Below are 17308 nucleotides of genomic sequence, written 5' to 3' on the forward strand. Positions count from 1 at the left end.
ATATCTTCGCGAACTGGGGCCTGAAGAATTAAACGCGAAGGTCGCTTCAACGTTAAACCAACACATAAAAGGTGAATGATGAAATTAACACTTTCTGCAGTTTTAATTAGCACAGCGTTGAGCACTTCGATATTCACACCATCAACGAATGCCGGTGAAGCTATTTTAGCTGGGGGGTGCTTCTGGTGTATGGAATCTGATTTTGAAAAGTTAGAAGGGGTTACTGATGTGGTATCAGGGTTCACTGGTGGAGCTGCCCCGAACCCAACCTATTATGGAAACCACAAAGGACACTACGAAGCAGTAAAGATCACCTATAATGAAAACAAACTCTCTTACAAGGATATTCTCGATCATTTTTGGGTGAACATTGACCCTTTTGATGACCGAGGCCAGTTTTGTGACAAAGGACCCAGCTACCTAAGCGCCATCTTTGTGGCGAACGATAAAGAGCGTGCTATCGCCGAAAAAACGAAAGCTGATGTGGTAGCCCAGTTTCCCAATAAAGAGGTGGTAACGCCCATACTCAACGCATCTACCTTTTATCCAATTAAAGGTGATGAAAGTGGTCATCAGGATTTCTATAAAAAAAGTCCCGTTCGCTACAAGTTCTATCGATGGAACTGTGGGCGCGACCAGCGCTTGAAAGAAATTTGGGGCGAGAAAGCGTTGGGCAAGAAAAAGTCTTAGCCCGGCAACTTAACGTCTGCGCCCAGAACCAAACCGAAAACGATACCAAAAGAAAGCACACCGCAAAATACGGGTAGCCCTAAACTCTTGGTTTTGCGCCAAATAAATACAGTTACAACGGTGCCAATTACAGTTGCTATCCAGCTTGCAGTAGACGGTGTTTTTGGAATAAGTGACGTCCCTAACATTGCGGCAATCATCAGTGGGCCTAATACACTTAACCACAGGGGCAAGCGCGCTTCGGTGTTGTTAGCTTTATGTTTATTAAAGTGACGCTGAGTCCACAACAACGGGCCTACGCGCAATGCATATGTCCCGATGGCTGCAACAACAATGGCTATCCAAATATCAATTTGCATGAGATTGCTTCCTTTCACCGTTCAAGGTAAGAAGATAGTAGGTTATCGCACCACACATTGCAGCCAGTGGAATTGCTGCGTTTTTAAAGGTGCTGAGAGCCAACACGAGGGCCGCCGTCATGGTAACAAGCAAGGTAAGACTCCACAATTTACTTGAGAATTTAGGCGCTAATAACACTAGGAAAAGTGCAGGCAGGGCAAAAGGCATCACGCTGTCTAACATTGGCCATTGTTGGGTAAGCGAATCACCTCCAATACCGCCAAGCGCCGTTCCTATTATCCAGCTAAGCCATGCCACCATCGATACACCTTTAAACCAACCTACCTTATTAGTATCATCCATTCCCGGCAAACAAGTGTGGGCTAGCGCAAAAATTTGGTCAGTAAGTCCATGCATTAAGTAGGGCCATGCCTTACTTTGCGGTAAATAAGGCACCAAGTTTGGCGCATAAACCACATGACGTACGTTAACTAATAACGTCATACAAACTGCTAACCAAAGTGGCGCACCTGATGCCACCATGGCTACCAAAAGAAACTGTGACGCGCCTGCGTAGATGAATGCGGAAATAAGCGTGGCTTCTAGTGTGGAGAAACCGGCTTGAACTGCAATCACGCCAAATGAAATAGCTACCGGAATGTAGCCACCTAACAAAGGTAACCCGTCAATAACCCCTTGCTTAAGTCCGCTATTTAATGAAAGTTGGCTCATTCCTTAGCCTCTTTGTGATACACGATTGTGATAAGACATGTCGCCCAGTCGTCTTGTGTTTTGTAGATGTGAGGCAAATCAGCATTGAATGTCACACTTTGACCAGGACGCAAAACCCGAGTTGACCCAACATTGCCGGCCTCTAACACGCCGCTTACCATGGTTATGGTTTCTTGAGTTCCTGTAGCATGCGCCTCGGCTTCGCGAAATGTACTAGGTGCTACAGACATCCAGTAAGCATCGACATTGGGTACACCCTGCCCTTGTTCAATGAGACGCACTTCCACCCCATTCTCTCCAACGCTTGTACTAAGGGGTTGGACAAGCTGACCAAAGGGCACGTCTAGTTGTTTTGCCAATCGCCATATCGTATCTAACGTAGGATTACCGTTGCCCTGCTCTAATCTGGAAAGATTAGATTTAGCAATGCCCGCCCCTGCGGCTAATTGAGACAGCGAGACACCTTTATTCTGCCTGAGTTTCTGCAAATGCCTACCGAGGATGTTATGCGTAGATTGATTCACAACTTGCCAACTTAATTTTGTTCCATTTAAAGAACGTTCTATATATTGAACAAAGTAAAGTCAAGAATTTTGTTTTTTGACTCAAATAATTGTTCGAATATAGAAACAGCTATGCCAGCTAGCCCAGCATTAAATGTTAATAGTTAGCTAAGTAATAACGTTAGAAGATGAGGGCTTTTCAGCTCACAAAACAATCACTTCAGTATTGAGTTAGAACTCATGCGTTCTACTAAAATAATTAACCGACCCAAGCCATTAACAAACACACTACATTTAAAGCGCTGAAATGATTAAGAAATCTTATCAACTACCGTTACTAGATATTCATTCGCTGCTAAAATCTTTGACTATTAATGAATGAAAAAAGCACAAGTTTGGGGCTTTTGGCTTTTTCTGAATAGCCAAAACAATAGCTTTTAAAAATAGAAAACCGGCAGACATACCATTTGCCGGTTTTTCATTTAGCCTTGTGCAAGTGCGCCATGCTCAAGCAGCAAGCAAGCGAATAAATGGTGAGAAATGAAGGAACAAAGGTAGTTTATGGCGAATCAGACTGACGATATCACTTCTACTCAGGCTACGTCTGTGCAAGCCTGTTCGGAAGAAAAATCAGCGACAGTAGAATATTCACTGGCAACGATTACATTATGGCTAGCTTTCGGTACTTTTGTAATTGGTTGCAGCGAATTTGCGGCAATGGGTTTATTGCCTTACTTTGCGCACGATTTTGGCATTACTGAAAATGTCGCAGGTCATGCGATAAGCGCCTACGCCATTGGCGTTGTAGTGGGCGCGCCGCTTATCACTATCTTTTTTTCCAGACTGGCCCGACGCACCATGCTCATTTCGATGATGGTCTTTTACGCCGGTGGAAACCTCCTAACAGCACTAGCATGGTCAGAATGGACAATGAACATAGCACGCTTTATTGCTGGCCTTCCTCACGGCGCTTACTTCGGTATTGCCATGCTATTTGCTGCAGACATTGCCGGGAAAAACAAACGAGCGCAAGCTGTAAGTAACGTCATTTTAGGCTTGGCTATTGCCAATATTATTGGTGTGCCGTCAATTAGTGGTATTGGGCAAATGTTCGGATGGCGAACCGGCTTCTTTATCATTTCAGCCTTTGCGTTAGTTACTGCTTTAATGGTGTGGAAAACCGCACCTTACCGCGGGCCTAACCCAGATGCCAAACCGCTAACCGAGCTTAAAGCACTGAAAAACAAAGATGTGCTGCTAGTGTTACTAATGGGCGCTATTGGCTTTGGTGGCATGTTCTCCGTGTATTCTTATTTCAGTGCCTCGCACCTCAATACCACCACTTCACCAGAATGGGGGATCTCGGCTACTTTGCTTATCTATGGCATAGGCGTAACCTTGGGCAATATTATTGCAGGCCGCTATTCTGAAGGCAGGCTATTGACGTCAGCGATTACGTTTCAGGTTTTGCTGGGCCTATCAGCTACCGCTTACGCCGCGTCCATGGGCAATCCGTACCTAATGGCAGCATCGCTGTTCTTCATCGGCATCGGTGGCGGCATGGTAGTACCACTGCAAACAAGGCTTATGGACGTCGCAGGCGAGGCACAGACTTTGGCCGGCGCCATGAACCATGCGGCGTTTAACACGGCTAATGCGCTTGGCCCTTGGTTGGCAGGAATGACACTGTCAGCGGGTTATGGCTATACATCAACGGGTTGGGTAGGCCTAGCACTTGCCGGTGGTGGTGTACTGGTATGGTTGGCCATTGTTATGACTGCTCGCAATACTCAAGTACAAACAGCAACCGCATCTGGTTAATTTAACATTCAGCGCTGACAGTCTTGGTTGTCAGCGCTACATCGTTACATTTTTTCAGCATTATTCGGCGTCGTTTTCGCGCTCAGAAGCATTTCGAGCCGTTCCCCATACATCTTCGGGAATGTCTCTTTTAGGCGCTGGCGCGCTGGCTATCGCTTCAGCCTGCTTCTTCTCTTGATTTGACCACTTAACGCGAATTTTCTTACCTTCAATAACCTTGGCGTTAAGTCTTTCAATGGCTTTATCGGTTTCTTCTTGCGTGCTCATTTCTACGAAACCAAAGCCTTTAGATAAACCAGAAGCCTCATCCATCACCAAGTCGCACGACGCTATGGTGCCAAACTCAATAAACAAGTCTTCAAGATTTTCCTGAGTGAAGGATTTAGGTAAATTGCGAACTAATATGCTCAATGTGTAACTCAGTTCATTAAATGTTGATAGTAAAATCTATTATAGCATGCGCTCGCTTGCTCTATAGTCTTAATCCGAGCACATTTATTTTTCGAAATAGACACCGCCCGCTTGTCCCCGCCTCTTTTGGAAACAAATTTCAATGGAAAAATACGCTTTTTCCAAATATGGAACAAATCATCAAATCACGTACTTCCACACAGTCACGATATTTTCGCTTAGATAATGCAGTGTTAATGTCCCAACAAATAAATTAACAAAAATTCAAACTTACATTAATCGCGGCTACAGCTATTTGGTTATCGCGTTTACAACCCCTCATCAATGAGATTTATACACATGAAATTTATAACAAAAAACGCTTTGTTCCTATTTATATTATTATTCGCCCATAAAGCGAGCGCGGAGTCTTTCGATCCCCTAAGTCCTTCAACAATTTTCATCGCTGGAGATTCGACAGCAGCCAGTTATACAAACTCGGCGCAGCAAGGCTGGGGTCCAATGTTCCAGCGCTATTTTAACAATGACAATATAAGTATTGAAAATCACGCTAGTGGCGGTAAAAGTTCACGGACATTCATAACTGAAGGATTGTGGCAGAAATTGATTGCTAATGTGACTGCCGGAGATGTAGTCATAATTCAATTTGGTCATAATGATGCAAGCCCAATTAATGATAGTCGGAGGGCACGCGGCACACTAGCAGGGATTGGTGATAATACTGTTGATATACAAAACCTGATAACCAATCAACAAGAGCGCGTCTATTCTTTTGGCCACTATATTCGCAAAATGGTCGAGGATGTGAAAGCAAAAAAGGCGCTGCCTATATTAGTCTCTCTTACTGTTAGGAACATCTGGAAAAACCACCGAATAGAACGAGGCTCAGGACAGTATGGCTTATGGATGTATCAGTTAGCAAAAGAACTCGACATTCCTTATATCGACCTTTCAAATGCCGCAGCTGACGAACTTGAAAGCCTAGGTAAAACAAGCACTGACGCCTTATACCCCAAAGATCATACTCATTTCAATAGTGAAGGAGCAGACCTCCATGCCCGTTTAATAGTGGCCCAGCTTAAAGGTTTACGGCCGTCATTAGCTCAATCTCTTTATTCTGATAAAGGAAACGCGGTAAAAGGTTATGAGTGGACTTTTGTAAAACTACCCGTTGTAGCCAATAAAGAGCTCAGAAGTGTTTTCTTTGTAGGAGATTCTACGGTGAGAAATGGTCGAGGAGACGGCGCTGATCAACAATGGGGTTGGGGTGATTTTGTTTATGAGTGGCTAGATGATTCTGGGATAAATATTGTTAATCGCGCGGTAGGAGGGTTATCTAGCCGAACTTACATTACCCAAGGACATTGGCAACGCGCTCTTGCTATGATGAAACCTGGAGACATCGTACTTGTGCAGTTTGGTCATAATGATTCAAGTCAAATCAATGATGCCACTCGGGCACGTGGTACGCTTCCTGGAATAGGACATGAGCGAAAAGCAATAGAAAATATGCTAACAGGACAAAAGGAAGTTGTGAAAAGTTATGGTGCTTATTTGCGACAAATTATCGGTGATGCAAAAGCAAATGGAATACTTCCAATAATATGCTCGCCTGTCCCCCGCAAAATATGGCATGAAAATACACCCTTTATTGCTAGAGATGATGAAAGTTATCCTTTGTGGGCTTTGCAGGTAGCCCGACAAAGCAACACGCCTTTTTTCGATTTACACAATTTAGTTGCTGAACGCTACGAAGCGCTAGGTCGAGAAGAAGTCAACGCTCTCTTTGGCGATGCCCGCACTCACACGAATAAAGATGGCGCGAAGCTCACTGCAGGTATCGTAGCGAAGCAACTTGCGCCAATAGTTGGAATCTCAGCAATTCCAGAAAGTTAAAACCTAAATTAATATGCTTCTAGCCAGTTCGAACAGTGTGCGTGGGTAACGCTAAGCCCTTTACCCACACATGGTCAATCAGATTCCACAAGCAATTAGAATATCAACCTTATTGAGCACCAAGCGCTTCACCAACGCTCTGGGGTTTTATTCGAAACTTTAAAAATTCATATATGAAACTCCTTGACCAATAAAGCTTCATTATGAGTGGTTTTGATGGATTTTGTATTGACTTGACACCTTAATTGTCACTAGCATGCAACATATGTAAACAAAATATTAAAAAAACGTTTATTTGGGTTGGTTTAGGCCATTCATTAATTGCCAGATTGTTAAACCAGTTTTGATATGGAGAACGAGGTTACAATGAAAAACACAAAATACGCCGATGGTTCATTGCCTGCTACACGTAAATTTATTGCAAACAGTATTTCAATTGCTCTATTAACTGGAGCCAGCTTTGCTTCGATACCAACATTTGCTCAAGAGCAGGTTTCAGATAAAGATGAAGAAGCGAAAGAGGAGCTAACTGAAATTATTGAAGTTTACGGAATGCGCTCTAGTTTGAGAAGTGCTATCGATAGAAAAAAGGAAGCTGGCACAGCAACGGATTCTATCGTAGCTGAAGATATTAGTGAGTTTCCTGACAAAAATATTGGTGAAGCATTACAACGCGTAACTGGCGTTCAGTTAGGACGAGAATTCGGTGAGGGTACAGCTGTAAGTATCCGCGGTGTTGAGCCTCAATTAGTGAATGTTGAAGTTAACGGCGTTGCTGCTGTAGGAGCATCTGATCCATTTGCCGGCTCTGGACGCTCTGTTGACTTTGCTAGTATGTCTTCTGAACTAGTAAAAGCCCTAGACGTCATTAAAGGCTCTGAGGCTCGTTTAACCGAAGGGGGCATTGGCGGCACAATTAAAGTGATAACTCGTAAGCCTAACGATTTCGAAGAAAACTTCTTGCAAGTAAGCGCTGAAAATCAGTACAACGACTTAACTGAAATTAATAATCAGAAGTACAATTTCACAGGTGTTTATAAGTTTAGCGATGACGTTGGCGCCATGTTAAACCTTACAACTCAAGATCGCGCAACAGCTTTTCATGCATTGAGAAATACAGAATGGGTACGACAAGCTGATTACGATGGCTCTTTAGAAAAAACTTTTGTTGATGAAGACTACGCCGATATAACTGACGTAACGAATTGCCCCGACTCAGCCTGTGAAGCTCAATGGTATGATTTCCGTGCGAGAATCCCGCGAAACAGTGTATGGTCTAGGGATGAAGACAGAATAAGTGCTAACGCTATGTTTCAATATCGCATTAGTACAGACCTTTCAACTCATTTTGGCGTGACATATACCGAGCGCGACTTTACTCAAGTCGATACTAATCTTCAACTAGAAGTGCCTAGTGAAAGTCATCTATATGAAGACAGCTTTACTGTTGGCGATAATCACAACGCTTCATCTTTTCTCACACGTGATGCCACAATAGTAAACCGTAGCATTTATAATGATTGGAATTTAAAAACGGCAATATACGATGCAGGTTTTGACTATAGCAACGGTCTATTTTCAGTCGCAGGGGTGTTAGGTTATACCAAGCAGACTCAAAATATTTATCAAATCGAATCACGGGTAAATGCCAACAGAGTCGAGAATATCTTGGTAGAATTTGCTGACAATGGCGCTCCGATATATGACCTCAATACCGGTAACGATCGCGCTGATGTTAATCAAGTGTTTGACGCGAATAGCGCAGATTCATATTGGTTTTACTCTCGAATCTACGATAAGCCAATTGCGCAAGATAATGACCAACTAATGGGTAAACTTGATTTTACCTACTATATATCAGAAGGCTTTTTTTCCAAAGTCCGTTCAGGTGTGCGTGTAAGCTCAGAGTACCAAGATCATGAATTGCTAGACCGCCGTATTACTAGAATTGCTGGCAATGAATACGGCGGTAGTGAGTGGACGTTAGAAGACCAGGCCTCGTTAATTGACGCTAACTCTTATACTGTAGATAACTATTTTGGAAACTATGATCCTGGAGTGCCGGTTATTGATAGCTGGTTAGCACTTAAGCCACTCGATTTTTACAACGGCTTTATGGACATTCATGGAGACAATATATCCGACACTGAAAAAGCGTTTACTCAGGCAGGCTACTATGAAGTAGAGATGGACTCCCAGGCCTTTTATGTCCAGGCTGATTTTGAATCTGAAATAGGCGATATTCCTTTTTGGGGGAACATGGGTATGCGTTACGTTCGCACTCAAGTAGATACAACGGGTAATGCTATCGTTCAAGTACAGGTAGATGTGGTAGATGGCGATCCAGATCAAGGCAATGTGATTGACCCAGACCACCCGGAAGCTTTTAACGACCAAACGACGTTATCAAACGACTATAATGAGCTTTTGCCCAGCTTTAACGTAAACTTTGGATTGATTCCTGATGAACTAATTCTTTATTTTGGCGCTGCCAAAGTTATGGCCCACCCAAAAGCTAAAGATCTCAATATATCAGCGAGCTGTACTCTCCGTTTAGACGCACTCTCACAACAAGAAGGACGCCCAAATACATGTACTGCGGGTAACCCTCGCCTTCAGCCCTACGTGGCTAAGCAACTGGACGTGGCATTAAATTGGTATCCTAACGAGGATTCAATGGTTTCTGGAGCGTATTTTACCAAGAAAATGGATAGTTGGATTCTAGATGCAATTGAAACGTTCGATCAGGACTTTTTTGGTGACGGGAACTTATACGATGTAAGACAGAAAATTAATGGAAGTGGCGTAACAACAAATGGTATAGAATTGGCAGGGTCAACTTTCTTCTCTATGCTACCAGCCCCGTTTAACAATATGGGCATCAACGCAAACTACACTTACATGACTTCTGAAGATGTCGGCTTGTTCAATCAACTAACGGGGGAGGAACTAGATTTCCCTTCTCAATCGCAAAACAGCTATAACATAACGTGGTTTTATGAAACGCCACAAGTGAGCGTTAAATTCGCTTATAATTACAGAGACAGCTATCTTCAAGCACCTGCAGATAGGGGCGGTAACCCTGTATACGTAGATGATGCAGGTTTCTTAGACGCGAAAGTAGTCTATCGCCCTCAAGATGGCATGTTGGAGAACTTCAAATTTCACTTCGACGTTAGAAACCTACTTAAAGAAGGTAATATATATGTCAATGGCCCAGGCCGTATCAGTGACATCCGATACTCTGGAAGAGAGTTTTCTGTTGGCTTCACTTATAAGATGTAAATAGCAGTATGTAGATATAGGGGCTAACAGCCCCTATTTTACTTAACTAATAGTCACTCTTGATTACGCAGAAAAACGAGTTCAGTTGATGAGCTCTGTTCTTCACTAAACGCATAGCCGTCTACGTCGAAGTTTTTCAAACCATCAACATCTTCAACTCGGTTTTCAAGAATATAACGCGCCATCAATCCACGCGCTTTCTTAGCAAAGAAACTGATAATTTTATACTGACCGTTTTTACAGTCTTTAAACGTTGGCGTAATGATCATGCCGTCTAAAGACGTCTTCTTCACCGCTTTGAAGTACTCATTCGAAGCAAGATTAATCAACACGTTATCACCCTGCGCTTCCAATGCCTTATTAAGCATATAAGTAATGCGATCATCCCAAAACGCATACAAATCTTTACCTTCAGGGTTTGCTAATTTAGTGCCCATTTCTAATCGATAGGCCTGCATTAAGTCTAAAGGACGAAGTAATCCGTATAGGCCAGACAGAATTCGAAGATGTTTTTGCGCATAGTCTACGGTATCGCTATCAAGCGAGTAGGCATCCAACCCAGTATACACATCACCATTAAACGCATACATTGCTTGGCGTGCATTATCGGGAGTAAACGGTGTAGAGAACTCAGCAAAACGGTTGGCGTTCAACGTTGCTAACTTGTCGCTTATCTTCATCAGCGATGATAAGTCAGCCGGAGATAGAGTGCGGCATACTTCCATCAAACGTTCAGTGTCTTCAAGCATGGCAGGCTGAGTGAACTGACTCACAGGAACTTTGCTTTCAAAATCTAGGTTTTTTGCTGGGGATACTACAACTAACATTTCGACTCCTTAAATTTTACACTGGTATTGTACCACCTGATACGCTTCAAAAAGCAAAATGGCATAAGAAAGACGTAAATTGGCTTAACAGAGAAATCCGATTAGCCATTTTGTCGCTATTCAATGTATGAATTGTCACACGGGTTTGATATAAATAGCGTTACAAATAATTATTCAAACAATAATTGAGATACACCCTCCGTGAACGTACCTCAATTACCAAAGCGCTGCATGTACCAGTACTTATTAAAGAACTAAGAACTGGTAAAAAAGAACGCAAGCGCGAAGCCCTACACACGCGCAAGCGAACCGTTTTATTCAACTGGCTTTTCCAGCGAGTTGTCCAAATTTATTTTGATAAAGAACAGAGAGAATTATGAGCAATCAGTTAGCTTCATTACGTGATATCACTACCGTTGTTGCCGACACGGGCGACATCGATGCCATTAAAAAGTATCAACCAGTCGATGCCACAACTAACCCGTCGCTACTTTTAAAAGCGGCTGGTCTTCCTCAATATGCAAGTCTAATTGATGATGCTGTAGCATGGGCAAAACTTCAGTCAAACGACGCTGACCAGCAGCTTACCGATGCAGCAGACAAACTAGCGGTAGCGATTGGTAAAGAAATCTCTGCAACTATTCCAGGCCGAATCTCAACTGAAGTAGACGCACGCCTATCGTTCAACACTGCCGCCACTATCGAAAAAGCGGAGCGTTTGGTACAGCTATACGAAGACGCAGGTATCGATAAGTCACGCATTCTTATTAAAATTGCGTCGACTTGGGAAGGTATCCAGGCAGCAGAGGAACTAGAGAAGAAAGGCATTCAATGTAACTTAACGCTTCTGTTTAGCTTCGCCCAAGCACAAGCTTGTGCAGAGGCCGGTGTTTATCTTATCTCTCCATTTGTAGGCCGTATTTTAGACTGGTACAAGAAAGCGACTGGTACTGAGTCATACGCTCCAGATGAAGATCCAGGTGTAGTATCTGTAACTAAAATTTATAACTACTACAAAGAGCACGGCTACAATACCGTAGTGATGGGCGCAAGCTTCCGTAACATTGGTGAAATTCAAGCGTTGGCAGGTTGTGATCGTCTAACCATTAGCCCAGCACTGCTAGAAGAACTGGCAAACGAGCCTGGCGATCTAGAGGTTAAACTTAAAGACAATGGCGCTACAAAAACACCAAGTGACCGCTTAACAGAAAGCGAATTCCGCTGGGCAATGAACGAAGATCCAATGGCAACCGAAAAGCTGTCTGAAGGCATCCGCAACTTCGCTGCAGATCAGGAAAAACTTGAAACCATGCTTCGCGAAAAACTAAGCGCGTAAGGGTTATTGTAAAAATGAGTGTTTTAACTTCTCTTCCTGAATGGAAAAAGCTGTCTGAACTTGCTGCAACGGTAAAAGACGCGCACATGCGCGACTGGTTTGCACAAGATGCAAATCGCGCGGATAAGATGCAGCTAGAAGCCTGCGGTATTTTTCTTGATTACTCGAAAAACCGTGTAAATGATGATGCGCTTAAAGGGCTTTTCGACCTCGCTCGAGCGTGCAAACTAGAAACCCTTCGCGACGCGATGTTTTCTGGTGAACAAATTAACTCAACAGAAGGTCGCGCTGTGCTTCACACCGCACTTCGTAATTTCTCAGACCGTAAAGTACTGGTAGATGGCGAAGACGTAATGCCTGAAGTGCATGCTACGCTTGCAAAAATTGAAGCGTTTACTGCATCGGTTCACAGCGGTGAACACAAAGGTTATACCGGCAAGCCTATCAAGCACATTGTAGCAATTGGTATTGGTGGTTCGTTCCTTGGCCCTAAAATTATGGCCGAGGCACTTAAGCCGCATACCGTTGACGCCGTGAAAGTTCACTTTGTTGCCAACGTTGACGGTTGCCATATTCACGATGTGCTATCTAGCGTAGATTTTGAAGAAACTTTGGTAGTCATGTCATCAAAGTCTTTCTCTACCCAAGAGACGCTGCAAAATACGCTAACAGCTAAAGACTGGTTCTTAAAGTCTGGCGGTACACAAAAAGATATCGCTAAACACTTTGTAGCCGTGTCTTCAAACGTTAAAGCAGCCACCGAGTTTGGTATTAGCGCCGACAATATTTTCCCGATGTGGGATTGGGTAGGCGGTCGTTACTCGCTGTGGTCAGCTATTGGCTTACCTATCTCGCTTGCCCTTGGGTTTGAAAACTTCAAAGGCTTGCTTGACGGTGCGTTTGAGATGGACACCCATTTCACCACCGCACCACTTGAAGAAAACATGCCTGTGTTGCTTGCGCTTTTAGGCGTATGGTACAGAAACTTTTTCGATGCACAGTCTCATGTGTTGCTGCCTTATTACCACTATCTTCGCGGCTTACCAGCTTACGTACAGCAGTTGGATATGGAAAGTAATGGTAAAGAAGTGACGCAAGAAGGTGAAAGCGTAGACTACCCTACTGGCCCAATTATTTGGGGTAGTGAAGGTACAAACGGCCAGCACAGCTTCCATCAGCTTATCCACCAAGGTGCTGGCGTTATCCCGGCAGATTTTATGCTGCCGCTTAACGTGCCCAATCAGGACGACACGCATCACGCTATGCTTGCGTCTAACTGTTTTGGTCAAACACAGGCACTAATGCAGGGTAAAACCTTTGAAGAGTGTTATGCAGACCTTGACGGTAAAGGCCTAGACGACGCTGAACGCAAACGCTTGGCCGCTCATAAAACCATGCCTGGCAACAAGCCTAGCAATACGTTTTTGTTTGATAGCCTTACACCTAAAACACTTGGCGCGTTGGTTGCAATGTATGAGCATAAGGTATTCGTTCAGGGTGTTATCTGGAACCTTAACTCATTCGACCAATGGGGCGTAGAGTTAGGTAAAGTACTAGGAAACCAAGTACTTGCAGGCATTCAAGGCGAAGCAGACAAAGATAATTTCGACGCTTCAACACAACAATTGATTGCCAAATTCAGAGCAGCGAATGCACCAAAATAAGGAATGCGAGGTGATTTAAATTCACCCACTTGGTGCAAATAACAAACTGAACGGCTAGCTTTTTCGGAAGCTAGCCGTTTTTTGTTGCGGTATTCATCGACTACACGACAGACACTTTTGATAGCTGTAGCACTGTACAATTGGTTACTAATAAATCAAATAGGATCAATTACATACAGTTATTGTTCACGCTTTAAACACACTGGACATTTCCTTACCCTTGTCATCATATCGTCACAATTTGTTAATAAAAGGTAAATTAAACTATTTTATTTTAGTGGCGGCTGTGATACAAAATTGTACAGAGGGAATTAAAAACAAAAACTCTGTATTAGTTGTAGTGGTATAAAAAGGAGATCCCAGTGGATAAATCAGATCTATTTGCCATGTTAGACATCGAAGCAAGCCCAGCAAAAACCAAAAGTAAAAAACGTAAGTGGAGAGAAATCGAAGCGCTACAAGATCGCTACAAATTAGAAAAAGAACTGGCCGAACTCGACTGTGGTTTCGAGTACGAGCTAGAAACACTGGAAAGATAAAACGAAGGCCGCCTGTTACACAGGCGGCCTTTTTACTTTCTAGCGTGCTGTAAATGCTTCACGTGCAAGCATGGTGTCTCTACGCAGGCTCCATGCTATAGCGTAATAGCTAAGGTGTAAGCTTGATGCCTAAATGTGGCTAGGCCGCACGAGGTATTCTCACAGCTATCTAGCTAATGAGAGAAGAAGCAGCATAAGACAACCCCGCTTATTGCGTGGCTAGTTGCCTTGCTCGCCAGTGACTATACTTGCCAATTGATGGGGTCTTTGCCCTTTTCAATTAGATATTGGTTAGTTTGGCTGAAGTGTTTACAACCTAAAAAGCCTCTGTGGGCTGAGAGTGGCGATGGATGAGGTGCATGTAAGACTAGGTGTTTTTCACGGTCTATGTGCTTGCCTTTCTTTTGCGCATGGCTTCCCCACAGAAGAAACACAACGTTTTGGCAGTGCTCATTGACCACATCGATAACCTTATCGGTGAAGGTTTCCCATCCCCATTTCGCGTGGCTATGCGCTTTGCCCTGTTCAACCGTTAATACGGTATTAAGTAGTAATACGCCTTGCTCCGCCCATGACGTCAGCGTGCCGTGGTTAGGCTCGGTAAAACCATCGATGTCAGACAACAGCTCCTTGTACATGTTTTTAAGCGATGGCGGTGTTTTAATACCAGCTTTTACTGAAAAACAAAGTCCATGGGCTTGATTAGGACCGTGGTACGGATCTTGACCTAAGATCACGACTTTAACCTTATCTAACGGTGTGTATTTAAGTGCATTAAATACGTCAGGCTGAGGCGGGTAAATAACGCTTCCCGCTTCACGAGCGTGCTTCACGCGCTCAAGCAACGTAACAAAATAGTCTTTTTGCTTTTCATCACTAAGCGCGCTTTGCCATGTTGTAGCCGAGAATGTCATTACTTAAGCAAATCCATCATATGCTGCTTAAGTGCATCGTAAGACGCTGGCAAGTCTACCGCTAAGCTGTCTTCGCCTGCTACATCGGCCAACGCTTTCGGTAAACTGATTGGATTACCTAACACGTTTTCAACGGTTTCTCTGAACTTAGCCGGGTGCGCTGTTCCTAAGAACAAACCAATTTCACCGTCTTCTAAGTCGTGACTTACTGCGCGATAGGCAATAGCGGCATGCGGCTCGCTGGTATAGCCTTGTTGCGCTAATTGACGCATAGCGAGCTGCGTGTATTCTTCGTCAACCATCTCACCTTTAAGACACGCTTTGTCGATGTAACCACGTTCGATAAGCGCCTCAATACGCGGCCAGTTATTTGGCTGACTCACATCCATGGCATTAGACATGGTCGCAACCGTCGCTTTAGGGTCCCACTCGCCAGTTTTTAGGTAGCGAGGCACCGTGTCGTTTAAGTTAGTTGCTGCGATAAAGCGTTTAATAGGTAAACCTAACGATTTAGCAATCATGCCAGCCGTAAGGTTACCAAAGTTACCGCTAGGTACTGAAATAACGAGTTGGTCTCGTTTCTCTTTTGGCAACTGACTTACTGCTTCAAAGTAATAGCAAACCTGCGCTAGTAAACGGCTGATGTTGATTGAGTTTGCTGAGTTCAGGTGAAGGCCTTCACGTACGTCAGGGTCGTCAAACGCGGTTTTTACTAACGATTGGCATGCGTCAAAGTCAGACTCTACCGCAACAGTATGAATGTTACCGCCAAGCGTGGTAAATAGCTTTTCTTGTAGCGCGCTGATCTTGCCTTTAGGGAACAAGATAACCACGTTGATGTTTTCAATGCCGTGGAACGCGTGAGCAACCGCAGCACCAGTATCACCTGACGTTGCGGTTAAAATAGTTACTGGCTTGCCCTCGCTGATGCGCGACAAGGTTTGCGCCATAAAACGGCCGCCAAAATCCTTAAACGCCAGCGTTGGGCCGTGGAAAAGCTCTAAGCAGTACACGTTATCATTCACTTGCTGAACTGGCGCACCAAAAGCAAATGCAGTCTGAACAATTTCTTCTAGCTCGCCATTATTCAGCTCATCGCCGATAAGCGCGCGAAGCACTTCAATACTGCGCTCTACAAATGGCTTTTCCAACAATTCGTCAATGTTATCTAGAGTAGGAATATGCTCTGGAAAATAAAGCCCTTGGTTTTTACCTAAGCCGCGCTTAACGGCTTCAGCAAAATTTGCTGTGTCCGATGAATCTTTTAAATTTACCAATTCCACTTGCTGTTACCTTTTTAGTTGGGCAGATATGCTGCCCTTTAAATCTTTTTAGAAATTACTGTGCTTTAAAAAATCACGTTGCCTTTATTAACATCATACCTTTAAGAAATTACCGTGCCCTGGCTTGGTATTTGGCACACATGACTAAAGCCATCTTCATTTTGAATGTAGTTCGCGGTTAAATAGGCGGCGACCTCTTCCGCTTGCGCCTTGCTCGGACATACAGCAAACACCGTAGGCCCCGAGCCCGAAATACCAAAAGCTAGTGCTCCGGCTTGCTCGCTAAACGCGCGAGCTTCATCAAAACCTGGCAGTAACGATTTTCTGTAAGGCTCAGCTATAACATCTTTCATTACCGACGCCGCCAAGTCAAAGTTACCCGCATGCAGTGCGTGTACAAACACGCCAAGTTGTCGGCCAAAGGTTAGTGCTGTCGCCATATCCACTTGTTTAGGCAAGATGTCACGCGCTGCCGCCGTCGATACGCTAATGCCCGAATAGCACACTGCATAGTACCAATCGTCATTTAAAGGCAACGACAGTGTGACCGGCGCATCGCTACCTGTCATTAACGTCATACCACCTAAATAACAGGGAGCAACATTATCATAGTGAATACTACCGCTTATTTGGCCTTCTAATTCGCCCATCATAATAAGTAGCGTATCTTCATCGAATGGGGTATCGAAGTAAGCATTGAGTGCCGCAAACGCTGCCACAATAGAACTTGCGCTTGAACCCAAGCCGCTGCCTATTGGAAGGTTTTTATGCAGCTTAAGCGCAACAGGAGAGGTTGGCTTTCCAGCCTTTTCCATTTGCTCACAGAAATAGTGATAGCACTTGGTGACAATATTGCTGTCTGCATCGCCCGGGAGTTTGTGAGCAAAGCGCCCCACCGTTTCTAATGAAAATGACTCAGCCGCCTTTATTTCAACTTCATCACCTAGCTTAGTGCCGTCAACGGGCGCAAGCGCTGCGCCCAGTACGTCAAAGCCTAAGCTTACGTTTCCAATTGATGCCGGCGCAAAGGCCTTGAATGCTTTCATATTATTTCTCTTACTTCGATAG

At 44.0% G+C, this 17308-nt stretch carries 15 protein-coding genes; 7 read left to right on the forward strand and 8 right to left on the reverse strand.

All coding sequences use genetic code 11. The annotated features are described in order from the left end of the window. Positions 1 to 78 precede the first annotated feature (78 nt). Positions 79 to 690: a peptide-methionine (S)-S-oxide reductase MsrA gene (msrA, locus tag V7R42_RS09395; protein ID WP_334019926.1), complete on the forward strand. Its 612-nt coding sequence runs from the start codon at positions 79 to 81 to the stop codon at positions 688 to 690. Here msrA and V7R42_RS09400 read toward each other — a convergent pair. The 3 genes from V7R42_RS09400 to V7R42_RS09410 are packed head-to-tail and all read right to left on the reverse strand — an operon-like array spanning position 687 to position 2249. After that, positions 687 to 1049 (reverse strand): AzlD domain-containing protein, encoded by a 363-nt coding sequence (locus V7R42_RS09400; RefSeq protein WP_334019927.1) that lies wholly within the window; start codon positions 1047 to 1049, stop codon positions 687 to 689. The genes msrA and V7R42_RS09400 overlap by 4 nt on opposite strands. Next, positions 1039 to 1761: an AzlC family ABC transporter permease gene (locus V7R42_RS09405; protein WP_334019928.1), complete on the reverse strand. Its 723-nt coding sequence runs from the start codon at positions 1759 to 1761 to the stop codon at positions 1039 to 1041. Before V7R42_RS09405 ends, V7R42_RS09400 begins: the two co-directional genes overlap by 11 nt. After that, positions 1758 to 2249, reverse strand: coding sequence for a helix-turn-helix domain-containing protein (locus tag V7R42_RS09410; protein ID WP_334019929.1), 492 nt, complete (start codon positions 2247 to 2249; stop codon positions 1758 to 1760). Before V7R42_RS09410 ends, V7R42_RS09405 begins: the two co-directional genes overlap by 4 nt. 576 nt (positions 2250 to 2825) lie before the next feature. Here V7R42_RS09410 and V7R42_RS09415 point away from each other — a divergent pair. After that, positions 2826 to 4085: an MFS transporter gene (locus V7R42_RS09415; protein WP_334019930.1), complete on the forward strand. Its 1260-nt coding sequence runs from the start codon at positions 2826 to 2828 to the stop codon at positions 4083 to 4085. 60 nt (positions 4086 to 4145) lie between these two features. Here V7R42_RS09415 and V7R42_RS09420 read toward each other — a convergent pair whose 3' ends face one another. Continuing rightward, positions 4146 to 4496, reverse strand: a complete 351-nt coding sequence (locus V7R42_RS09420; RefSeq protein WP_334019931.1) for an RNA recognition motif domain-containing protein — start codon at positions 4494 to 4496, stop codon at positions 4146 to 4148. Between the two features lie 339 nt (positions 4497 to 4835). Here V7R42_RS09420 and V7R42_RS09425 point away from each other — a divergent pair, with 339 nt between their 5' ends. Both V7R42_RS09425 and V7R42_RS09430 read left to right on the forward strand, forming a co-directional pair. Next, a complete protein-coding gene (locus V7R42_RS09425) occupies positions 4836 to 6392 on the forward strand; it encodes a rhamnogalacturonan acetylesterase (RefSeq protein WP_334019932.1) in 1557 nt (518 codons plus the stop codon). Between the two features lie 366 nt (positions 6393 to 6758). Next, complete coding sequence (locus V7R42_RS09430; RefSeq protein ID WP_334019933.1) at positions 6759 to 9677, forward strand: TonB-dependent receptor; 2919 nt, start codon at positions 6759 to 6761, stop codon at positions 9675 to 9677. A 53-nt stretch (positions 9678 to 9730) separates the two neighbouring features. On the opposite strand, the gene yaaA is transcribed toward V7R42_RS09430, so the two are convergent. After that, positions 9731 to 10504 (reverse strand): peroxide stress protein YaaA, encoded by a 774-nt coding sequence (yaaA, locus tag V7R42_RS09435; protein WP_334019934.1) that lies wholly within the window; start codon positions 10502 to 10504, stop codon positions 9731 to 9733. Positions 10505 to 10880: 376 nt separating this feature from the next. On the opposite strand from yaaA, the gene tal reads away from it, so the two are divergent. The 3 genes from tal to V7R42_RS09450 all read left to right on the forward strand — a co-directional run bounded on the left by tal (position 10881) and on the right by V7R42_RS09450 (position 14043). Further along, the gene (gene tal / locus V7R42_RS09440) at positions 10881 to 11840 is read left to right on the forward strand and encodes a transaldolase (RefSeq protein WP_334019935.1); all 960 of its coding nucleotides are present in this window, start codon (positions 10881 to 10883) and stop codon (positions 11838 to 11840) included. A 14-nt stretch (positions 11841 to 11854) separates the two neighbouring features. Further along, on the forward strand, positions 11855 to 13504 hold the full coding sequence (gene pgi / locus V7R42_RS09445) for a glucose-6-phosphate isomerase (RefSeq protein ID WP_334019936.1): 1650 nt from the start codon (positions 11855 to 11857) through the stop codon (positions 13502 to 13504). 362 nt (positions 13505 to 13866) lie between these two features. Then, complete coding sequence (locus V7R42_RS09450; RefSeq protein ID WP_012519516.1) at positions 13867 to 14043, forward strand: DUF3545 family protein; 177 nt, start codon at positions 13867 to 13869, stop codon at positions 14041 to 14043. Positions 14044 to 14285: 242 nt separating this feature from the next. On the opposite strand, the gene ung is transcribed toward V7R42_RS09450, so the two are convergent. The 3 genes from ung to thrB form a co-directional block, all read right to left on the reverse strand. Next, positions 14286 to 14957, reverse strand: a complete 672-nt coding sequence (ung, locus tag V7R42_RS09455; protein WP_334019937.1) for a uracil-DNA glycosylase — start codon at positions 14955 to 14957, stop codon at positions 14286 to 14288. Continuing rightward, complete coding sequence (gene thrC, locus V7R42_RS09460) at positions 14957 to 16240, reverse strand: threonine synthase (RefSeq protein ID WP_334019938.1); 1284 nt, start codon at positions 16238 to 16240, stop codon at positions 14957 to 14959. Before thrC ends, ung begins: the two co-directional genes overlap by 1 nt. A gap of 101 nt (positions 16241 to 16341) precedes the next feature. After that, the gene (gene thrB, locus V7R42_RS09465) at positions 16342 to 17286 is read right to left on the reverse strand and encodes a homoserine kinase (RefSeq protein WP_334019939.1); all 945 of its coding nucleotides are present in this window, start codon (positions 17284 to 17286) and stop codon (positions 16342 to 16344) included. Between the last annotated feature and the right edge of the window lie 22 nt (positions 17287 to 17308).

Source organism: Alteromonas sp. S015 (genome assembly GCF_036864485.1).
Classification (GTDB): domain Bacteria; phylum Pseudomonadota; class Gammaproteobacteria; order Enterobacterales; family Alteromonadaceae; genus Alteromonas.